Here is a 20,030-nt window from a genome sequence, read left to right as displayed (position 1 = left end):
TGAAAACCCTTAAAAAGACACCCAATGGCCGCCTCCAGTTTGCTGACCCTGATCGACGACATCGCCACCTTGCTTGACGATGTGGCCACCATGACCAAAGTGGCTGCCCGCCAAAGCGCCGCAGCGGCTGACGATGCGGCGGCCATGACACAAATGGCCGCCAAAAAAACCGCCGGGGTGCTGGGCGACGACCTGGCCCTGAACGCCCAGCAGGTCTCAGGCGTCAAAGCCAACCGCGAACTGCCGGTGGTCTGGGCCGTGGCCAAAGGCTCGCTTCTGAACAAAGCCATCTTGGTGCCCACCGCTTTGGCCATCAGCGCCATCGCCCCGTGGTTGATCACGCCCTTGCTCATGCTGGGTGGTTTGTTTTTGTGCTTTGAAGGGGCCGAAAAACTGCTGCACGTCTGGTTGCATAGCCGCGAAGCCACTGAAGCTGACCATGCCGAACGGTTGCAGGCCGTAGCCAATCCCGAGGTCGATCTGGTGGCTTTTGAGAAAGACAAAATCAAAGGCGCGGTGCGCACCGACTTCATTTTGTCGGCCGAAATCATCGTCATCACCCTGGGCACTGTGGCTGCGGCCAGCTTTGCGCAGCAAGTCGCGGTACTGGTGGGCATTTCGTTGGTCATGACCGTGGGGGTGTATGGCTTGGTGGCCGGCATCGTCAAGCTGGACGACGCAGGGCTTTACCTGACCCAAAAAAGCAACGCCGCCGCACAGGCCGTGGGCCGGGGCCTCTTGGTGTTTGCACCCTGGCTCATGAAAGCCCTGTCGGTGCTGGGCACAGCCGCCATGTTTTTGGTGGGGGGTGGCATCTTGTTGCACGGCGTGCCTGCGCTGGGGCATGCGGTGGAACACTGGGCCGAGGGCTTGGCTTTTGGCGGTGCGCTGGTCAGCAACCTGGCTGGCGGCTTGGCGGGCTTGTTCGCGGGGGCGGTGTTGGTAGGGGTGCTGCAGTGGGTGCGCAAAATGCGCCGCTGAAGCTTGTTCAGTGCAAACCCACCACGGGCCGTGATTTGTAAAACTGCAGCGGGCTTTCGGGCACGGCGTTCAAAACCGATTTTTTGATCTTGCCCACCACATGCATTTCGCAGGGTTTGCAGTCAAAGCGCAGGGTGAGCTTTTCTTTGCCATTGATCAGCTGCATGGGCTCGGCCTTCACCGTGCCTTGCACGCCGGTCACACCTTTGGCTTGTTTCGGGCACAGACTCAGGCTAAAGCGCACGCAGTGCTTGGTGATCATCAAGCTGACTTCGCCCAACTCTTCTTGCGCTTCGTAGGCGGCATCGATCACCTTCACGCCATGCTTGGCGTAAAAGTCGCGGGCTTTTTGGTTGAACACATTGGCCAGGTAGCTCAGCGTGTCTTCGGGGTAAGCGACAGGCGGCTCCACCGGCACCGCACGAGGCAGTCGGTGCAGGCCTTGGGCGCGTGCGGCTTCAAGCGCATGCACGGCGTCACGGCGCAGGGCGTTGAGCTGTGAGGGCGGCACAAACCAAGGGCGGGGCAGGGCCACTTGCACATCCAGCGGCTCGAATAGGGTGTCGCCCAGTTTGCCTAAAGCGGTTTTGAGTTTGCCTTGGGCTTGGGTGGCTTCTTTTGGGGCTTGCCAAGCGATGGCCAGTTGCGCCATGCTGGTGTGGCCCGCTTCGTCGGTCAGGGTCAGTTGCAGACCTTCACCTTGGCCATTCTCGGTTTCGACCAATTGCATCCAAACGCCCATGCGCCGCTCGGCGGATTTTTTGTCCAGCGTGCGCACCCAGCTCATGTCGCGGTTGCGGTTGACTTGCACGCCTTTGCGCAAGTCTTTGAAACCGTCCATCGGGTCTTTGGGAAACAGTCGCCAAACACCCTTGGCTTTTTGTGCTTCGGCGCGGTTGATCTGCAAGCCCACCAATTCTTTTTGCAGGTCGTAGTAGCACAGGCCATCGCCATTGTGCAGCTCGGTCGTCGGGTCGTCGGTGGTGATCTCGACGTGCTCAGCCGTCACCTTGCTCACCCAGCCAATGGGTTGGCCGGGGTTTTTGGGTGTGTCAAAAGCACCAATGTCATCCTTGCGGCCTTGCACAAAATAGTCGGTGAACTCGCGGTTGAAGTTCTGGTTCGGATCGGGCTCAAAGCTGAAGGTGGTGTGGCCATGCGAAGCGGCAGCCAGCGGATTTGAGGAGTTTTGGCGCTCGTTCAGCACCTCGTCAAACAGCTTGCGGTAATGGGCCGTGATGTTTTTCACATAGGCCATGTCCTTGTAGCGACCTTCGATTTTGAAGCTGCGGATGCCCGCATCCACCAGATCGCGCAGGTTTTCGCTTTGGTTGTTGTCTTTCATGCTCAACACATGTTTATCGTGCGCCACGATGCGGCCTTGTGCGTCTTTGACCTCGTAGGGCAGGCGGCAAGCTTGCGAGCAATCGCCCCTGTTGGCACTGCGCCCGGTGTGCGCATGACTAATGAAACACTGGCCGCTGTAGGCCACGCACAAAGCGCCGTGCACAAAGAATTCGATCACCGTCCGCTCGGTGTCGATCACGTCACGGATGGCGCTGATCTGCGGCAGCGTCAGCTCTCGGGCGAGCACGATCTGGCTCAACCCCGCGTCTTGCAAAAACTTGGCTTTTTCGGGCGTGCGGATGTCGGTCTGGGTGCTGGCATGCAGTTGGATCGGTGGCATGTCGATCTCCAGCAAGCCCATGTCCTGGATGATCAGCGCGTCCACGCCTGCGTCGTAGAGCTGCCAGGCCAGTGTGCGCGCGCCTTCCAATTCGTCGTCGCGCAAGATGGTGTTGAGCGTGACAAAGATGCGGCTGTGAAAGCGGTGGGCGTATTGCACCAGCTTGGCAATGTCCTGAAGGCTGTTGTCGGCCGCGGAGCGCGCCCCAAAAGAAGGGCCGCCAATGTAGACCGCGTCGGCCCCATGGTTGATGGCTTCGATGCCAATGTCAAAGGTGCGGGCGGGGGCGAGGAGTTCGAGGTGGTGAGGCTGCATGGCTCGGGATTATCCCAGCTTGCTCGCCGGGGGATGTCGTTTTTCGTAGGCCGGTGCATTATGGTCCGACGTTGTTCACCACCGCTGTTTGAAAATGTCGCTTCGCGAAGGGATGACTGTCGGACCGTAAAGGCCCGAACTACGGGGCGTGTCGCGCCAATGCGGGGGCATGCCGTTTTTCGTAGGTCGGTGCCTTCAGGTCCGACATCTTCGGTGCGCCACCGCCTTTTGAAAATGTCGCTTCGCGAAGGGATGGCTGTCGGACCGTAAAGGCCCGACCTACGGGGTGCGTCGCGCCAATGCGGGGGCATGCCGTTTTTCGTAGGTCGGTGCCTTCAGGTCCGACATCTTCGGTGTGTCAACGCACTTTCCTTGCGACCACCGCCCAAGCAAAAAACGCGACCGAAGTCGCGTTTTTCAAGTGAGCCAAGACCCGATCACTGGATCTTGGCTTTGCTGCGCAGACCTTCTTGGTAAGCGCTCAGCTTTTGTTGTTGCAACTGCTGGGCAATCTGGGGTCTGACTTCTTCGAGTTTGGGCAATTGGGCGTCGCGCACATCGTCGACGCGGATGATGTGGAAGCCAAACTGGGTCTTCACAGGCGTATCGGTCATCTGGCCTTTGTCCAGTTTGACCATGGCACCGGAAAATTCGGCCACGTAGCTGCCCGCAGCAGCCCAATCGAGGTCGCCACCGTTGGCACCAGAGCCTGGGTCTTTGGAGGCTTTCTTGGCCAATTCTTCAAAGTTGCCGCCTTTTTTGATGTCGGCGATCAGGGCCTTGGCATCGGCTTCGGTCTCCACCAAGATGTGGCGGGCGCGGTATTCCTTGCCGCCGTTTTCTTTGACGAACTTGTCATATTCGGCCTTGATGTCGGCGTCAGTCACCGGGTTTTTCTTCTGGAAGTCGGCAAACAGCTGGCGGATCAGGATGGTCTGGCGGGCCAGTTCCAGCTGTGTTTTGTAGTCCTCGCTGGCGTCCAGGCCACGTTTGCGGGCTTCCTGCATGAAGACTTCGCGGGCGATCAGCTCTTGCTTGATTTGGTCCAGCACTTCAGGGGTGACGGGGCGACCTGAGGCCTCGACTTGCTGTTGCAGCGCTTTGACGCGCGAAGTCGGCACAGGTTTGCCGTTGACCACAGCCAGGTTTTGCGCCAGAACGGGGGACGCCAGCAAGGCCACCAAAGCGGCGCTGAGCAGTTGCTTTTTCATCGTGTTTTCCTAAGAGACGGGGTGTCAGGTGTGGGTCAAGGGTTCAAAAAAAGGGGCTGTCACCAAAGGGTGACCGCCCGGTTTCAGATCAGCTCGATGGCCAGGGCGTGTAAGCCCTGATCAATGAAATCTTGCAGCGCATCATACACAAGGCGATGGCGCTGCACGCGGCCGATGCCGACAAACAAAGGCGAAGCAATGCACACCCGCATGTGGGTGCCCACGCCGCTGTCGTTGGCCCCCATGTGGCCCGCGTGTTGGGCGCTTTCGTCGATCACGCGCAGCGCGGTGGGTTGCAGGCGTTCGCTCAAACGGGCGTGGATTTGTTCGCTCAGGGGCAAAGTGGCTTGGATCATGGCTGCTTGTCCTCGTCTTTGGGCAAATAGCGCGAGATGTACAAGCCCTGTCCCAGGATGAAGACCAAGGGGAAGGCATAACCCCAGAGCTTGAAGTTCACCCAGTCTTCGGTGCTGAAGTAGTGGGCCACATAGGCGTTGATGGCGGCCATGAACAGGCAATACAGCATCCACGACAGGTTCAGGCGGTTCCACACGGCGTGGGGCAGTTGCAGTTGCGTGCCCAGCAGCATGTGCAAAAAGTTTTTCTTCAAAAACCAGTGCGCCACGGCCAGGGCAATCGCCAGGCCCGAATACAGCAAGGTCGGTTTCCACTTGATGAAGCGCTCGTCGTGCAAGCCCAGCGTCAAGGCACCAAAGCCCAGCACCAGCACCAGCGTGATCTTGTGCATGGTCTGCAGTTTGCCGTCCATCTTGTAGATCATGGCCGTTTGCAGCACGGTCGCACCCATCAGCACCGCCGTGGCGGTGTAGATGTCGGCCATCTTGTACGCGCCAAAAAACAGCAGGATGGGGAAAAAGTCGAGGATGAGTTTCATGTGGGGCGTGAGTGGGCCGCGTCAACAGGGCGCGGCCGAATGCGGTCAGGAAGGCTTGAAGTCTAACGAAGCGGAGTTCATGCAGTAGCGCAAGCCCGTGGGGGCGGGGCCGTCCTCGAACACATGGCCCAAGTGCGCGCCGCACTGGGCGCAGACGGTTTCGACCCGGCGCATGCCATGGCTGACGTCCACACGCTCTTCGATGGCGTTGTCGCTGGCCGCTCGCGAAAAGCTGGGCCAGCCGCAGCCAGCGTCGAATTTGGTGTCGGAGCTGAACAAGGGCGCATCGCAGCAGATGCAGCTGTAAGTGCCTTTGGACCAGTGGCCTTCGTATTTGCCGGTGAAGGGGCGCTCGGTGGCGGCTTGGCGTGTGACGGCAAAGGCCACAGGCTCAGCGTCTTTGGCGGCCAGCAGCTCGCGCCACGCTTGTGCGGATTTTTCAATTTTGGTCATGATGAACAGCTGATTTCCAGTTGACCCGCCCAGTCGGGCGGCAGGTCGGCATAGGCTGCAAAGCCTGGATGCTCGTCAAAGGGGGACTTTAACAAGTTGTGCAAGGTCTCAATTTCTGAAAAATCGCCCGCCTGGGCTTGGCGGATGGCCATTTCGGCCAGGTGGTTGCGCAGCACAAACTTGGGGTTGGTGCGCAGCATCTGCTGGCCCATGGCCGCGAAGTGGCTTTGACCTGCCCGCTCGGTGTAGCGCGCCAGCCAGGCCAGCAGGCGAGGGCGGTCCAATACCAAGTCGGTCACGGCGCTCCAGCCCGCATCGGTCAAAGCAGAAGCTGTCGATTGCTGCACCACCGCTTGGCTCAGTTGTCGCCAGAACACCGTGAAGTCCACTTTTTCTGCGGCCATGAGCTGCATCACGTCTTCGACCAAAGTCCAGTCGGCTTCACGCTCGGATTCGTGGGCCAATTCGCCCACCAGTCCCAGTTTGGCCCGCATGGCGTCGCCCAGGCAGCGCGGGAACAGGGTCTTGTAACCCTCCAGCACCTGCAGCGTCATCTCCTGGTCGTCGATCAAAGAGGCCAGGGCCTGGGCCAGGCAGTAAAGGTTCCAGTAAGCCACATTCGGCTGGCGGCCATAGGCGTAGCGACCTTGGTGGTCCGAGTGGTTGCAAATGTGACCGGGATCAAAGCCGTCCATGAACTGGAAAGGGCCATAGTCGATCGTCAGGCCTAAGAGGCTCATGTTGTCGGTGTTCATGACACCGTGGCAAAAACCCACCGCCTGCCACTGCGCCAGCAGTTTGGCCGTGCGTTCTTGCACCACGTCCAGCAAGGCTGCATACAGATTGCCCTGCCACAGCGCAGCGCGCTCGCGGCATTCGGGCAGGTGGTGGGTCATGGCGTGGTCGGCCAAAACGCGCAGGCTTTCCGTGTCGCCTTGGGCCGAAAAATGCTCGAAGTGCCCAAAACGCAAAAAGCTGGGGGCCACGCGGGCCACCACGGCGGCGGTTTCCACCGTTTCGCGCCGCACGGGCTCGGGTGAAGCCACCAAGCTCAGGGCCCGGGTGGTCGGGATACCCAAACCGTGCATGGCTTCGCTGCACAAATACTCGCGGATGCTGGAGCGCAGCACGGCCCTGCCATCGCCGCCACGCGAATAGGGCGTGCGGCCCGCGCCCTTGAGTTGGATTTCTTGTGGGCCTTGCGCCGATTGGGCTTCACCCAGCCAGATGGCGCGGCCGTCGCCCAGCTGGCCTGCCCATTGGCCAAACTGGTGCCCGCTGTAAACCGTGGCCAGCGGCTGAGAGCCGACCATCAGCGCATTGCCCGCAAAGGCTTGCAAGTGATCGTCGTCAAACAGCGCGTTGGGCCAGCCCAACTCGGCGCGCAAAGCCTCGTTGCGCGCGGCCCAGCGCGGCGCGGCCACGGGTGTGGGCTGCAAGGGGGTGAAAAATCGGGGACCCAGTTGGGCCAGGCGGTGCGTCCAGTGCAACACAGGCAAGTCGTGCGGATGACTGACGGGCGGGGCCAAAGGGGAAGATGACATGGGGATGGATTGTCACGCCCTTGACAAGCACCCGCGGTTTGGCGGGTTTTAGGCCCGACTGGCGTGGAACTCGGGTGCACAATGAACCGATTGAGAACCACCCACCTGACAGGAGACACCCCATGCTGGGACTGATGCAACAGCAATCGCTTTTGATTTCTGCGTTGATTGAATTTGCCGAACAACACCATGGCGACAGCGAGGTCGTTTCGCGTCGCGTCGAAGGTGACATCCACCGCAGTGATTGGGCCCAAGTGGCCCGCCGTTCGCGCCAAGTGGCCAACGCACTGGATGCGCAAAATCTGCCTCAGGGCACCCGCATCGCCACGCTGGCCTGGAATGGTTACCGCCACCTGGAACTGTACTTTGGCGTGAGCGGCTCGGGCCGCGTGCTGCACACCCTCAACCCGCGCCTGCATCCGGAGCAGATGGCCTGGATCGCCAACCACGCCGAAGACCAGGTGTTGTGCTTTGACATGACGTTTTTGCCCTTGGTGCAGGCGCTGCACAGCCATTGCAAAACCATCACCCACTATGTGGCTTTGTGCGACGCAGGCAAGCTGCCTGCGGACACCGGCATCCCGAACCTGGTGAGTTACGAGGCCTGGATGGGCCAGCAGCCGAGCACCTACGCCTGGCCGCAGCTCGATGAAAACACCGCCTGCAGCTTGTGCTACACCAGCGGCACCACCGGCAACCCCAAGGGCGCTTTGTACAGCCACCGCTCCACCGTGCTGCACGCTTACGCCGCTGCTTTGCCCGACTCCATGTGCATTTCTGCCCGCGATGCCATCTTGCCGGTCGTGCCCATGTTCCACGTCAACGCCTGGGGCATCCCCTACAGCGCGGCCATGGCGGGGGCCAAACTGGTGTTCCCTGGCCCTGCGCTGGACGGCAAGTCGGTCTACGAGTTGATCGAGGCCGAGGGCGTGACCTTTGCGGCCGGCGTGCCCACCGTGTGGCAAATGCTGCTGGGCCACATGGCACCCGCAGGCCTGAAGTTCAGCACACTTGGCCGCACCGTGATTGGCGGCTCGGCTTGCCCGCCCGCCATGATCGACGCCTTCCGTCAGAACTACAACGTGGATGTGCTGCACGCCTGGGGCATGACCGAACTCAGCCCGCTGGGCACGGTCTGCACCCTGAAAAACAAGCACCTGAGCCTGCCAGCCGAACAGCAAATGAAGCTGCGCATGAAGCAAGGCCGCTGCATCTTCGGCATTGACATGAAGATCGTGGACGCCGAGGGCAAAGCCTTGCCGCACGATGGCAAAGCCGCAGGTGATCTGCTGGTCAAAGGTCCCTGGGTCATTGAGTCGTACTACAAACAAGAAGGCGGCAACCCCTTGGTGGACGGTTGGTTCCCAACGGGTGACGTGGCCACCATCGACACCGATGGCTTCATGCAAATCACCGACCGCAGCAAAGACGTGATCAAGTCCGGCGGCGAATGGATCAGCTCGATCGATGTGGAAAACATCGCCATGGCCCACCCGGCCGTGGCCATGGCCGCCTGCATCGGCATGCGCCACCCCAAATGGGATGAGCGCCCGATAGTGTGCGTGGTCAAGAAGCCCGGGGCCGAGGTCACGCGTGAAGCGCTGATCGCTTTTTACGAAGGCAAGACCGCCAAGTGGCAGATTCCGGACGATGTGGTCTTTGTCGACGCCATTCCTTTGGGCGGCACCGGCAAGATGCTCAAGACCAAATTGCGCGAGCAATTGGCCGACTACGTTTTGCCCGGACTTTGATGCCCAGCAAGCCCGCGCTCAGACAAGTTGTGCAGGGCAGTCGCTTGGGTGATATGCCTTAGGTGCAAACCCCGAGCCCATTCGTGATTTCAGCGGTTACGCTAAACGTGTTCAGATTCACAACGCAGGAGACCTTGAATGAAAACCACCACCCGTTTGATCGCCGCAGCCGCCTTGGCTGCCTGCTCCTTGGGCGCCTATGCGCAAAAGGGCGAAACCGTCAAAATTGCTTGGATCGACCCCTTGTCTGGCCTGATGGCCCCCGTGGGCAGCAACCAGCTCAAGAGCTTCCAGTTTTTTGCCGAAAAATTCAGCAAAACCAACCCAGCCGGTGTCAAGTTCGAAGTCATCGGCATCGACAACAAGCTCAGCCCCGCTGAAAGCTTGAACGCGCTCAAGGCCGCCATGGACCAAGGCGTGCGCTACATCACCCAAGGCAACGGCTCATCGGTTGCGGGCGCCCTGATTGAGGCCGTGAACAAGCACAACGAGCGCAACCCCGGAAAGGAAATCATCTTCCTGAACCATTCTGCGGTCGACCCAGACTTCACCAACAGCAAGTGCAGCTACTGGCATTTCCGCTTTGACGCGGACACCTCCATGAAGATCGAGGCCATGACCACCTTCATGAAGGATCAGAAAGACATCAAGAACGTTTACCTGCTCAACCAGAACTACTCGCACGGCCATCAGGTCGTCAAGTTTGCCAAGGAAAACATTGCGCGCAAGATGCCGGCCGTGAAGATCGTGGGCGAAGACCTGCATCCCCTGGCCCAGGTGCGCGACTTCTCGCCCTACATCGCCAAGATCAAAGCTTCGGGTGCCGACACTGTGATCACTGGCAACTGGGGCTCTGACCTGGCGCTGCTGGTCAAGGCGGCCAACGAAGGTGGCTTTAATGGCAAGTTCTACACTTATTACACCGGCGTCACGGGAACGCCCACCGCTTTGGGCCAAGGCGGTGCTGGCCGCGTTTACCAGATCGCTTATGGCCACTACAACATGGGCGGCCAAATGGACAAATGGTCCGCCGAATTCAAACAAAAGTTCAACGACGACTTCTACACCCACTCCGTGGTGAGGATTTACCAGGCGCTGGGTGATGCCATGGCCAAAGCCAAGTCCACCGATCCGGTCAAAGTGGCCGCGGCATTGTCCGGTCTGAAATTCTCGACCCACAACGGCGAAGTCGAAATCCGCAAAGCAGACCATCAGTTGCAGCAACCTCTGTACATGACCGTCTGGCAAAAAGCGGACAAAAAGTTCCCCTACAGCCCGGAAAACACCGGCATGACGCTGGCGCCCGTGAAAGATTTCCCATCGTATGTGTCCAGCACGCCCACCAGCTGCCAGATGAAGCGTCCTGGTTGAGGCGCGACGCCTGCCGCCGCCCATCTCTGAGCGACCCGAAAGGGTGGCTCAGGGTTGGGCGGATGGGCCAAGGCCCGATCACCTGAGGGTTCATCGGGCTTTTTTATGGGTTTTCGGCCCCATTGAGACCGGATTTGCATGCGCAATTCCACTTTCGGTAATGCTTTAGACCCCAAGGGTCTGGAAGGTTTGTGATGGAGTTTTTCATCATCTCCATGCTCAACGGCCTCAGTTACGGGCTGTTGTTGTTCATGCTCAGCTCCGGGCTGACGCTGATCTTCAGCATGATGGGTGTGCTCAACTTTGCGCACGCCAGCTTCTACATGGTGGGTGCCTATTTTGGCTACACCCTTTCGCAGTGGGTCGGTTTTTGGCCTGCGCTGGTCATTGCCCCGCTGCTCGTTGGGGCCTGTGGTGCCTTGTTCGAGCGCCTGACGCTGCGCAAGGTCCACCCCTTTGGCCATGTGCCTGAATTGCTCGTCACCTTTGGCTTGTCCTACGTGGTGCTGGAGTTGGTTCAGTTGGTTTGGGGCCGAACAGCGGTAGATTTTCCGCCGCCCGAAATTTTGCGCAGTTCAGCTTTCACCTTGATCAATCACTCGACCCATGGCTTGAGCCTCATCTGGGGTGCCGCGCCTGCCGACATGTGCAGTGCAGCCGATGCGACCATCCGTGTGGTGTGCTCGCCGTTTCCTGCCACGCGGGGCTTCATGATGCTGGTGGCGCTGCTCATGCTGGTGTCTTTGTGGCTGTTGCTCACGCGCACCCGCATTGGTTTGGTCATTCAGGCCGCATTGACCCACCCCGAAATGGTCGAGTCGCTGGGGCACAACGTACCCCGCGTGTTCATGCTGGTGTTTGGTGCAGGTACAGGTTTGGCCGGTTTGGCGGGTGTGATTGGCGGCAGCACGTTTGTGACCGAGCCGGCCATGGCCGCCACTGTTGGCTCGGTCATATTTGTGGTGGTGGTGGTGGGTGGTATGGGCTCTTTGTCTGGCGCGTTTTTGGCCTCGGTGCTGATTGGTGTGATCCAGACCTTTGCTGTGGCCATTGACTACTCTTTTCTCACATTGGCCAAGGACATGGGCTGGGCTTTGTCGGCAGCCACCCAAGAAAACTCCTTTGCCAAACTCACCTTGTCCCAGGTGGCGCCCATCTTGCCCTACCTGTTTTTGGTGCTGATTCTGATCTTCCGGCCCAAGGGTCTGTTGGGTACACGCGAGACTTGAAGACATGGCTGCTGTTTACAAATTCAAACCCTACAACGTCGGCCGCTGGGTCATCTGGAGCCTGTTCGCGCTGGTGCTGGTGGTCTCGCCTTTGGTGTTCACCAGCAACCTGTCGACCACCATGCTGGCGCAAATGGGCATCGCCATCATCGCTTGCCTGTCCTACAACATCCTGCTGGGCCAAGGCGGCATGCTCAGTTTTGGCCATGCGGTTTACACCGGACTGGGTTCTTACATGGCCATCCACGCGCTCAATTCGGTGAGCGGCGGCCAATTGAACATTCCGGTCAGTTTGCTGCCCATCGTTGGCGGCTTGACCGGCATGGGCTTTGCCATCTTGCTCGGTTGGGTCACCACCCGCAAATCGGGCACCACCTTCGCCATGATCACACTGGGCGTGGCCGAGTTGGTGTTCGCCATGTCGCTTATGTTTTCAGAGTTTTTCGGGGGCGAGGCGGGTGTGTCAGGCAACCGGGTGGCGGGTCAGCCTTTCTTTGGCATCACCTACGGCCCGCAAATCCAGGTTTATTACCTGATTGCCGCCTACACCTTTGTTTGTGTGGCGCTCATGTACGCCTTCACGCAAACGCCGCTGGGACGCATTTTGAATGCGGTGCGCGACAACCCCGAGCGGGTCGAGTTCATCGGCTACAACACCCAGCGCGTGCGCTACATGGCGTTCATCATCTCGGGCTTTTTTGCGGGCATCGCGGGTGGTTTGGGTGCACTCAACTTCGAGATCGTGACGGCCGAGGTGGTCGGGGCAGGGCGCTCTGGCGCTTATTTGCTGTTCACCTTTTTGGGCGGTGCGACCTTCTTCTTTGGCCCCATCATCGGGGCGGTGCTGATGATCATCGCTTTTGTGCTGTTGTCCGAACTGACCAAAGCCTGGCTGCTGTACTTGGGCCTGGTGTTCTTGTTCATGGTCATGTACGCGCCCGGCGGCATTGCCAGCCTGATCATGATGAACCTGCGGGTGGCCAAGTTTGGCAAATTGCGCCAGATCTGGACCAGTTACCTGGGCCTGGGCCTCACGGCCACCGTCATGCTGGCGGGGGCGGGAGCCATGATCGAGATGGTCTACCACCTGCAGCTCAATTCGGCCCTGGGGGACACGGTCAAGTTCATGGGCGCCACCCTCAATGCCAAGAGCCTGGACAGCTGGTTCGGCTCGGCGTTTGTCATGCTGACGGGCCTGGGTCTGTTCGAGCTGGCCAGGCGACAATTCGCCCGCGACTGGGGCGTGATCCAGACCGACATCGAAAAAGAAATCAAGCGAAGGGAAACGGCCTTATGAGTTACGCCTTAGAACTCCGGGACGTGCGCAAGAATTTCGGCAAGACCGAAATCATCCGTGGCGTGAATCTGGCCGTCCATGCAGGCGAGCGTGTGGCTGTGATCGGCCCCAACGGCGCGGGCAAGTCGACACTGTTCAACCTGATCAGTGGCCGCTTTGGCCCCTCTAGTGGCGATATTTTGCTGGCTGGTCAGACCATCCAGAACAAGACGCCATACGAAATCAACCGCATGGGGCTGTCGCGCAGCTTCCAGATCACCAACATCTTCCCCAAGCTCAGCGTGTTCGAAAATCTGCGCTGCGCGGTGCTCTGGAGCCTGGGCTACAAATACAGCTTTTGGAAATTCCTGTCGGGCCTGAAAGACGCCAACGAACGCACCGACGAGTTGCTGGAGATGATCCATCTGGACAAAAAACGCGACGTGCTGGCGGTCAACCTGACCTATGCCGAGCAACGGGCGTTGGAAATCGGCGTGACCATCGCGGGTGGCGCGGATGTGATCTTGCTGGACGAGCCCACGGCCGGCATGAGCAAGAGCGAAACCTCGCGTTTCATTCAGCTCATCAAGGACGTCACCGTGGGCAAAACCCTGCTCACCGTGGAGCACGACATGGGCGTGGTGTTTGGCCTGGCCGACAAGATCGCGGTGGTGGTGTACGGCGAAGTCATCGCCTTTGACACGCCTGAGGCGGTGCGGGCCAATGCCAAAGTGCAGGAGGCTTATTTGGGCTCTCCGGTCGCAGACAGCCAAGCAGGAGTCCACTGATGCTGAAAATCGACAACCTTCATGCCTTTTACGGCAAAAGCCATGTGTTGCATGGCGTCAATTTTGAGGTGGGGCAGGGCGAGATCGTGGCCTTGCTTGGGCGCAACGGCTCAGGCCGATCCACGACCGCCAAGGCCATCATGGGTCTGGTCGAGTGCGAAGGCCGCATCGACTGGAAAGGCCAGCCCATTCAGGGCAAAAAAGCCTATGAGATCGCCCACCTGGGGGTAGGTTATGTGCCCGAGAACCGCGAGATTTTCCCCAAGCTGACGGTGAGCCAAAACCTGCAATTGGGCCAAAAACGCAATGGGCAAAACGGCCGTTGGTCGTTTGACGACATGTTCGCCATGTTTCCGCGCCTCAAAGAACGCGAACACAACGAAGCCGGGGTGCTTTCGGGCGGTGAGCAGCAAATGCTCACGCTGTGCCGAACCCTGATGGGTGACCCCGATCTCATCATCATCGACGAACCCACCGAGGGGCTGGCGCCCAAAATTGTCGAGCTTGTCGGCCAATTTCTTTTCAGCCTCAAAGCCAAAGGGGTCTCGGTGTTGCTGATCGAGCAGAAACTGACGATTGCCATGCGCATTTCGGACCGCGCCTTGGTCATGGGCCATGGTGCCATTGTCTTCATGGGCACGCCCGACGAGCTGCGGGCCAACACCTACATTCGCAAGGAATGGTTGGAGGTTTGATCCAAACTTAGCCCCGTCTCTGGTGCGACAATTTTTTGCCGTGCAGGGTTTTTTTATGTCTACAATGTTCAAAAACGAACGGTCGTTCTTTTTTAATTTATCACGCAAAGGAAGTCCAGCATGACAGCTGAATACAAAGTGCATGGCGATGTCGCGGTCATCACCCTGATGAATCCACCCGTCAACGGTTTGGGTCTGTCCACCCGCGTCGGCATCACCGACGGGCTGGAAAAAGCCAACAACGACGCGGCCGTCAAAGCCATCGTCATCACCGGTGGCGGCAAAGCTTTTTCGGGCGGTGCGGACATCCGTGAGTTTGGCTCGCCCAAGGCGACGCAGGAACCCAATTTGCTGAGCGTGATCCGCTCTTGCGAAAATTCGGCCAAGCCGGTTGTGGCGGCCATCCACTCGGTCGCCATGGGCGGTGGCTTGGAGTTGGCTTTGGGTTGCCACTACCGCATTGCCGCGCCGGGCACTTCCATTGCCTTGCCTGAAGTCAAGCTGGGTCTCATCCCCGGCGCGGGCGGCACGCAGCGCTTGCCCCGCGTGATCGGTGTCGAAGCGGCGCTGAACATGATCGTCAGCGGCGAGGCCATCATGAGCGAGATGCTGGCCATGCTGCCTGGCCAAAAGCTGTTTGATGCGATGGCCCAATCGGCCGATAGCCTGCCAGAAGAAGCCTTGGCCATGGCCCGCAAAGTGGCCGCAGCCCACGCCGATGGTTCGCCCATGCCCTTGGTCAAAAACCTGCCTTGCAAGCACCCGCAAGGCGATGCGTACTTCCAGTTCACCCGCAACATGGTCAAAGGCATGGCGAAAAACCTGCCTGCGCCTGAAAAGTGCGTGGACGCCGTCGAAGCGGCCACCAAAAAGAAATTCGAAGAGGGCATGGTTTTGGAGCGTGAAATTTTCACCAACCTCATGTTCACTCCCGAAAGCCGCGCACTGCGTCACATTTTCATGGCCGACCGTGCGGCGTCCAAGATCCCGGACGTGCCGGCAGACACCCCCATGCGGGCCATCCAGTCGATTGCCGTCATCGGTGCTGGCACCATGGGCGGTGGCATTTCGATGAACTTCTTGAATGCGGGCATCCCGGTCAAGATGCTGGAGATGAAGCAAGACGCGCTGGACCGTGGCGTGGCCACCATCCGCAAGAACTACGAAGCCCAAGTCAAAAAAGGCAAGCTCAAGCAAGACAAATACGAGCAGCGCATGGCCTTGCTGAGCACCACGCTCAGCTACGACGACATTGGCCAAGCCGATCTGGTGATCGAAGCCGTGTTTGAGGAGATGGGCGTGAAAGAAGCTGTCTTCAAGAAGCTCGACGAAGTGATGAAGCCTGGTGCGATTTTGGCCTCGAACACCTCCACCTTGGATGTGAACCAGATTGCCAGCTTCACCCAACGCCCTCAAGACGTGATCGGCATGCACTTCTTCAGCCCGGCTAATGTGATGAAGCTGCTCGAAGTGGTACGTGGCGCCCAGACCGGCAAAGACGTGCTGGCCACCGTGATGGCCATTGGCAAGAAAATCAAGAAAACCTCGGTGGTCTCGGGCGTGTGCGATGGCTTCATCGGCAACCGCATGATTGAGCAGTACAGCCGTCAAGCCGGTTTCCTGATCGAAGAAGGCTGCACCCCAGCCCAAGTGGACAAGGCGGTTGAGAAATTCGGCTTTGCCATGGGCCCCTTCCGCATGGGCGACTTGGCTGGCAACGACATCGGCTGGGCGATTCGCAAGCGCCGTTACACCGAAAAACCCAACCTCAAATACAGCAAAACCGCTGACTTGCTGTGCGAAATGGGGCGTTACGGCCAAAAGACGGGCGCAGGCTGGTACGACTACCAAGCCGGCAAACGTGACGCGATTCCCAGCGCCGTGGTGGTCGAGATGATCGAAAAACACCGCGCCGCTTTGGGGCTAACGCCCCGCAAGATTTCCGACGAAGAAATCGTGCAGCGCTTGGTGTATTCATTGGTCAACGAGGCTTGCCACATCTTGGAAGAAGGCATCGCCAGCAAGGCCAGCGACATCGACATGGTCTACATCACCGGCTATGGCTTCCCGTTCTGGCGCGGTGGCCCGATGAACTACGCCGACACGATTGGGCTGTTCAACGTGGTCGAAGCCATGAAGCGCTTTGCCAAGAACCCACTCGACGACGCCCAATTCTGGCAACCCGCACCTTTGTTGGTGCGCTTGGCGGCCGAAGGCAAAACATTCAACTGAGCGTTCAGAGTTGAGTGTTCGTTGTCCAGTTTCATAAGACCAGTTAACTGCTTGACCGCCGCTTAACACTCAACGCTCAACGAGCCAAACCAAGGATTCAAAATGACCAACGCCGTTATCGTATCGACCGCCCGCACCCCTCTGGCCAAGAGCTGGAAGGGCGCATTCAACATGACCCACGGCGCCACTTTGGGCGGCCATGCGGTACAACATGCCGTGGCCCGCGCTGGCATTGATGCCGCCGAAGTCGAAGACGTGATCATGGGCTGCGCCACGCCTGAAGGGGCCACGGGTGCCAACATCGCTCGCCAAATCGCCCTCAGGGCCGGCATGCCCATATCGGTCTCTGGCATGACCGTGAACCGCTTTTGCTCGTCGGGCCTGCAAACCATTGCGCTGGCGGCGCAGCGCATCATCGCGGGTGAAGGCCAGGTGTATGTGGCTGGCGGTGTGGAGAGCATTTCTTGCGTACAGCAAGAAGCGAACACCCACATGCTGCAGGACTTGGCCCTGGCCAAGATGAAGCCCGAGATCTACTGGAACATGCTGCAAACCGCCGAGCAAGTGGCCAAACGCTACAAAATCGGTCGCGATGTGATGGACGCTTATGGTGCGGCCAGCCAACAAAAGGCCTGCGCTGCACAAGCTGCCGGTTTGTTCAACGACGAAATCGCCCCCATCACCGTCACGCAAGGCGTGATCGACAAGGTCATGGGCATGACCACCAAGCAAGTGACTGTGGGCGTGGACGAAGGCCTGCGCGAAGGCACCACCGTAGAAGCCATCAGCGGCCTGCGCTCTGCGCTGCCTGGCGGGCTGGTGTCAGCGGGCAACGCCAGCCAGTTCTCGGACGGCGCGGGTGCTTGCGTGTTGATGGACGAGAAACTGGCCGAGCAACGCGGTCTCAAGCCCTTGGGTCGTTTCCTGGGCTTTGCTGTGGCCGGTTGCGAGCCTGACGAGATGGGCATTGGCCCCGTGTATGCCGTGCCCAAGGCGCTGGCGCGTTTGGGTCTGACCGTGCAAGACATTGACCTGTGGGAGCTCAACGAAGCGTTTGCCGTGCAGGTGCTGTACTGCCGCGACAAGCTGGGCATCCCAGCCGACCGTTTGAACGTGAACGGCGGCGCGATCGCGGTGGGTCACCCCTACGGTGTGTCGGGCCAACGCCTGACGGGCCACGCACTGATCGAAGGGAAACGCCGTGGTGCCAAGCGTGTGGCCGTGACCATGTGCATTGGCGGCGGTATGGGCGCGTGTGGCATTTTTGAAGTGCTGTGATTTGGCGTTGAGCGTGCTGCGTTGAGCGTTGAGCGTTGAGCGTGCTGCGTTAAGCGTTGAGCGTTGAGCGTGCTGCGTTGAGTGTTGTGCGTGAGTCTTTGTATTCACGCTGAACGCTGAACGCTCAAAGCTCAACCCACAACCCACTTCCCATAACTGGAAGAACCTAAACCCTCAACCACCCATTTGCCATGTCACTTCGCCCCACCGTTGATTTCTTGCTGCACGACTGGTTGAAGGTCGAAAGCCTGCAAAGCCGCGAGCGCTTTGCCGACCATTCACGCGAAACCTTTGACGCCGTGCTCGATACCTGCGAGCGCATTGCGCGGGAGAAATACGCCCCGTTCAACCGCCTGGTGGACACGCAAGAGCCGCACTTTGACGGCGAAAAAGTCATCTTGCCGCAGGCTACGCACGATGCGTACAAGGCCTATGCCGAATCGGGCATGCTGAGCGCTGCGCAAGACTACGAGATTGGAGGCATGCAACTGCCTTATACGGTGGAGGCTGCAGCCAATGCTTTTTTTGCGATGGCCTCGGTCAGCATCGGTTCGGGCATGCTGACCAGTGGCAACGCCAATTTGCTGATGGTGCATGGTACCGATTTGCAAAAGCAGGTGTTTGCCGCTAACGAATTCAATGGGCGCTTTTCGGGCACCATGTGCCTGAGCGAACCGCAAGCCGGTTCGTCGCTGAGCGATGTGACGACCCGTGCCACACCCGATGGTGAAGGCTTTGAAGCTGACCCATTGGGGCCACGCTACCGCCTCAAGGGCAACAAGATGTGGATTTCGTCAGGCGAACACGAGTTGAGTGAAAACATCATCCACTTGGTGCTGGCCAAGATCCCCGGTGCCGATGGCCAATTGGTGCCGGGCGTCAAAGGCATCTCGTTGTTCATCGTGCCCAAAAAATTGCTTGACACACAGGGCCAACTCACCGGCGAGCGCAACGACGTGGCCCTTGCGGGCCTGAACCACAAATGCGGCTGGCGCGGCACGACCAACACACTGCTGAATTTTGGTGAGGGCAAGTACCCCGTGCGTGGCGGGTCCGGCGCCGCAAGCGGTGCCGTGGGCTACCTCGTTGGCAAACCCGGGGAGGGCCTGCGCTGCATGTTCCACATGATGAACGAAGCCCGCATCGGCGTGGGCATGGCCGCCACCATGCTGGGCATGGCGGGTTACTACGCCAGCCTCGACTACGCCAAAAACCGGCCGCAAGGCCGACCCAGCGGGGCAGGGGGCAAAGACGCCAGCCGCCCGCAGGTTCGCATCATCGAACACGCCGACATCAAGCGCATGCTGCTGGCGCAAAAGGCCTACAGCGAGGGCGCTTTGGCCCTGGCCTTGTACTGCGCCCGCTTGGTGGATGAACTGCACACCGGTGCGCCTGAAGACGCCGATGAGGCGCGCTTGCTGCTCGAAGTGCTCACGCCCATCGTTAAAAGTTTCCCCAGCGAGTGGTGCCTGGAAGCCAACAGCTTGGCCATCCAGATTCACGGCGGCTACGGTTACACGCGCGACTTTCCGGTGGAGCAGTACTGGCGCGACAACCGCTTGAACATGATCCACGAAGGCACGCATGGCATTCAGGCCATGGACTTGCTCGGCCGCAAGGTGCTGATGGAAAACGGACGTGGCTTGCAACTGCTGGCCGAACGCATGCTGGCCACGGCAGCCAGGGCTGAAGGCAGCTGGGGGCCTGAAGCTGCGGCCTTGGGCGCTGCCCTGAAGCAAGTCGGCCAAGCCACCCAGCAAGCTTGGGATGGTGCCGAACCCGCCCAGGCCCTGGCCAATGCCGTGCCGTATTTGCAAGCCTTTGGCCACACCGTGATCGCCTGGATCTGGCTCGATGTCGCGTCCAGCTTGGAGGGCAACGAGACCCCTGCCGCGCAGGGCCGCCGCGCCGCCTGCCGTTATTTCTTTCGCTACGAATTGCCCAAGATCGGCGCTTGGCTCAATGTGGTGTCCAGCCGGGACCCGACTTGCGCCGACTTGCCCGAGGAGGCCTTTTGATGATCCGGCACATCGTGATGTGGAACCTGCACGCGCAGGCGGAAGGGGCCGACAAGGCTGCCAATCTCGAAAAAGCCAAATCCCTGTTGCTGTCGTGTGCGCAGGTCGTGCCCGGCATCCGCGCTTTTGAAGTAGCCACGGCCTCACCCGGCATGGACTGCACGAATGATTTGGTGCTGCACATGCTGCTGGATGACGCGCAGGTGCTAGCGGCTTACCAGAATCACCCCGATCATCTGGCCATCAAGCCTTTCATGAAAGCGCTCTTGCACGAGCGCCGCTGCATGGATTTCATCGTCGAATAAA

At 59.5% G+C, this 20,030-nt stretch carries 17 protein-coding genes; 11 read left to right on the top strand and 6 right to left on the bottom strand.

Annotation, left to right across the window (positions count from 1 at the left end; genetic code table 11):
* Nucleotides 1–24 precede the first annotated feature (24 nt).
* The gene (locus Q0O99_RS13785) at nt 25–981 is read left to right on the top strand and encodes a DUF808 domain-containing protein (protein WP_293752508.1); all 957 of its coding nucleotides are present in this window, start codon (nt 25–27) and stop codon (nt 979–981) included.
* 7 nt (nt 982–988) lie between these two features.
* Here Q0O99_RS13785 and Q0O99_RS13780 read toward each other — a convergent pair whose 3' ends face one another.
* From Q0O99_RS13780 to Q0O99_RS13755, 6 genes are all read right to left on the bottom strand, one after another.
* Entirely contained in the window at nt 989–2,983 is a 1,995-nt protein-coding gene (locus Q0O99_RS13780; RefSeq protein ID WP_293752506.1) for a U32 family peptidase, read from the bottom strand.
* 437 nt (nt 2,984–3,420) lie between these two features.
* Nucleotides 3,421–4,194 carry a peptidylprolyl isomerase gene (locus tag Q0O99_RS13775; protein ID WP_293752504.1) on the bottom strand — a complete coding sequence of 258 codons (774 nt, stop codon included), beginning with the start codon at nt 4,192–4,194 and terminating at the stop codon, nt 3,421–3,423.
* 83 nt (nt 4,195–4,277) lie between these two features.
* Complete coding sequence (locus Q0O99_RS13770) at nt 4,278–4,550, bottom strand: BolA family transcriptional regulator (RefSeq protein ID WP_293752502.1); 273 nt, start codon at nt 4,548–4,550, stop codon at nt 4,278–4,280.
* The gene (locus Q0O99_RS13765; RefSeq protein ID WP_293752500.1) at nt 4,547–5,089 is read right to left on the bottom strand and encodes a septation protein A; all 543 of its coding nucleotides are present in this window, start codon (nt 5,087–5,089) and stop codon (nt 4,547–4,549) included. Before Q0O99_RS13765 ends, Q0O99_RS13770 begins: the two co-directional genes overlap by 4 nt.
* Nucleotides 5,090–5,134: 45 nt before the next feature.
* Nucleotides 5,135–5,542, bottom strand: coding sequence for a peptide-methionine (R)-S-oxide reductase MsrB (gene msrB / locus Q0O99_RS13760; protein WP_293752498.1), 408 nt, complete (start codon nt 5,540–5,542; stop codon nt 5,135–5,137).
* Entirely contained in the window at nt 5,539–7,086 is a 1,548-nt protein-coding gene (locus Q0O99_RS13755) for a YdiU family protein (RefSeq protein ID WP_293752496.1), read from the bottom strand. The genes msrB and Q0O99_RS13755 overlap by 4 nt, the downstream gene beginning before the upstream one ends.
* 122 nt (nt 7,087–7,208) lie before the next feature.
* Between Q0O99_RS13755 and Q0O99_RS13750 the strand changes: the two genes are divergently transcribed.
* The 10 genes from Q0O99_RS13750 (at nt 7,209) to Q0O99_RS13705 (ending at nt 20,029) form a co-directional block, all read left to right on the top strand.
* The gene (locus Q0O99_RS13750; RefSeq protein ID WP_293752494.1) at nt 7,209–8,837 is read left to right on the top strand and encodes a 3-(methylthio)propionyl-CoA ligase; all 1,629 of its coding nucleotides are present in this window, start codon (nt 7,209–7,211) and stop codon (nt 8,835–8,837) included.
* A gap of 138 nt (nt 8,838–8,975) precedes the next feature.
* Entirely contained in the window at nt 8,976–10,208 is a 1,233-nt protein-coding gene (locus Q0O99_RS13745; protein WP_293752492.1) for a branched-chain amino acid ABC transporter substrate-binding protein, read from the top strand.
* Between the two features lie 194 nt (nt 10,209–10,402).
* Nucleotides 10,403–11,437: a branched-chain amino acid ABC transporter permease gene (locus Q0O99_RS13740; protein WP_293752490.1), complete on the top strand. Its 1,035-nt coding sequence runs from the start codon at nt 10,403–10,405 to the stop codon at nt 11,435–11,437.
* Nucleotides 11,438–11,441: 4 nt separating this feature from the next.
* Nucleotides 11,442–12,734: a branched-chain amino acid ABC transporter permease gene (locus Q0O99_RS13735; RefSeq protein ID WP_293752488.1), complete on the top strand. Its 1,293-nt coding sequence runs from the start codon at nt 11,442–11,444 to the stop codon at nt 12,732–12,734.
* Nucleotides 12,731–13,501 carry an ABC transporter ATP-binding protein gene (locus Q0O99_RS13730; protein WP_293752486.1) on the top strand — a complete coding sequence of 257 codons (771 nt, stop codon included), beginning with the start codon at nt 12,731–12,733 and terminating at the stop codon, nt 13,499–13,501. The genes Q0O99_RS13735 and Q0O99_RS13730 overlap by 4 nt, the downstream gene beginning before the upstream one ends.
* On the top strand, nt 13,501–14,196 hold the full coding sequence (locus Q0O99_RS13725; RefSeq protein ID WP_293752484.1) for an ABC transporter ATP-binding protein: 696 nt from the start codon (nt 13,501–13,503) through the stop codon (nt 14,194–14,196). The genes Q0O99_RS13730 and Q0O99_RS13725 overlap by 1 nt, the downstream gene beginning before the upstream one ends.
* A gap of 120 nt (nt 14,197–14,316) precedes the next feature.
* The gene (locus Q0O99_RS13720) at nt 14,317–16,428 is read left to right on the top strand and encodes a 3-hydroxyacyl-CoA dehydrogenase NAD-binding domain-containing protein (protein WP_293752482.1); all 2,112 of its coding nucleotides are present in this window, start codon (nt 14,317–14,319) and stop codon (nt 16,426–16,428) included.
* Nucleotides 16,429–16,530: 102 nt separating this feature from the next.
* Nucleotides 16,531–17,706, top strand: coding sequence for an acetyl-CoA C-acyltransferase (locus tag Q0O99_RS13715; protein ID WP_293752480.1), 1,176 nt, complete (start codon nt 16,531–16,533; stop codon nt 17,704–17,706).
* A 191-nt stretch (nt 17,707–17,897) separates the two neighbouring features.
* The gene (locus Q0O99_RS13710; RefSeq protein ID WP_293752478.1) at nt 17,898–19,724 is read left to right on the top strand and encodes an acyl-CoA dehydrogenase; all 1,827 of its coding nucleotides are present in this window, start codon (nt 17,898–17,900) and stop codon (nt 19,722–19,724) included.
* Nucleotides 19,724–20,029, top strand: a complete 306-nt coding sequence (locus Q0O99_RS13705; protein WP_293752476.1) for a Dabb family protein — start codon at nt 19,724–19,726, stop codon at nt 20,027–20,029. Before Q0O99_RS13710 ends, Q0O99_RS13705 begins: the two co-directional genes overlap by 1 nt.
* Nucleotide 20,030 lies beyond the last annotated feature (1 nt).

The organism is Limnohabitans sp. Rim8 (genome assembly GCF_945901735.1).
Lineage (GTDB): Bacteria > Pseudomonadota > Gammaproteobacteria > Burkholderiales > Burkholderiaceae_C > Limnohabitans_A.
This window is presented reverse-complemented; position numbering and strand designations above follow the sequence as displayed.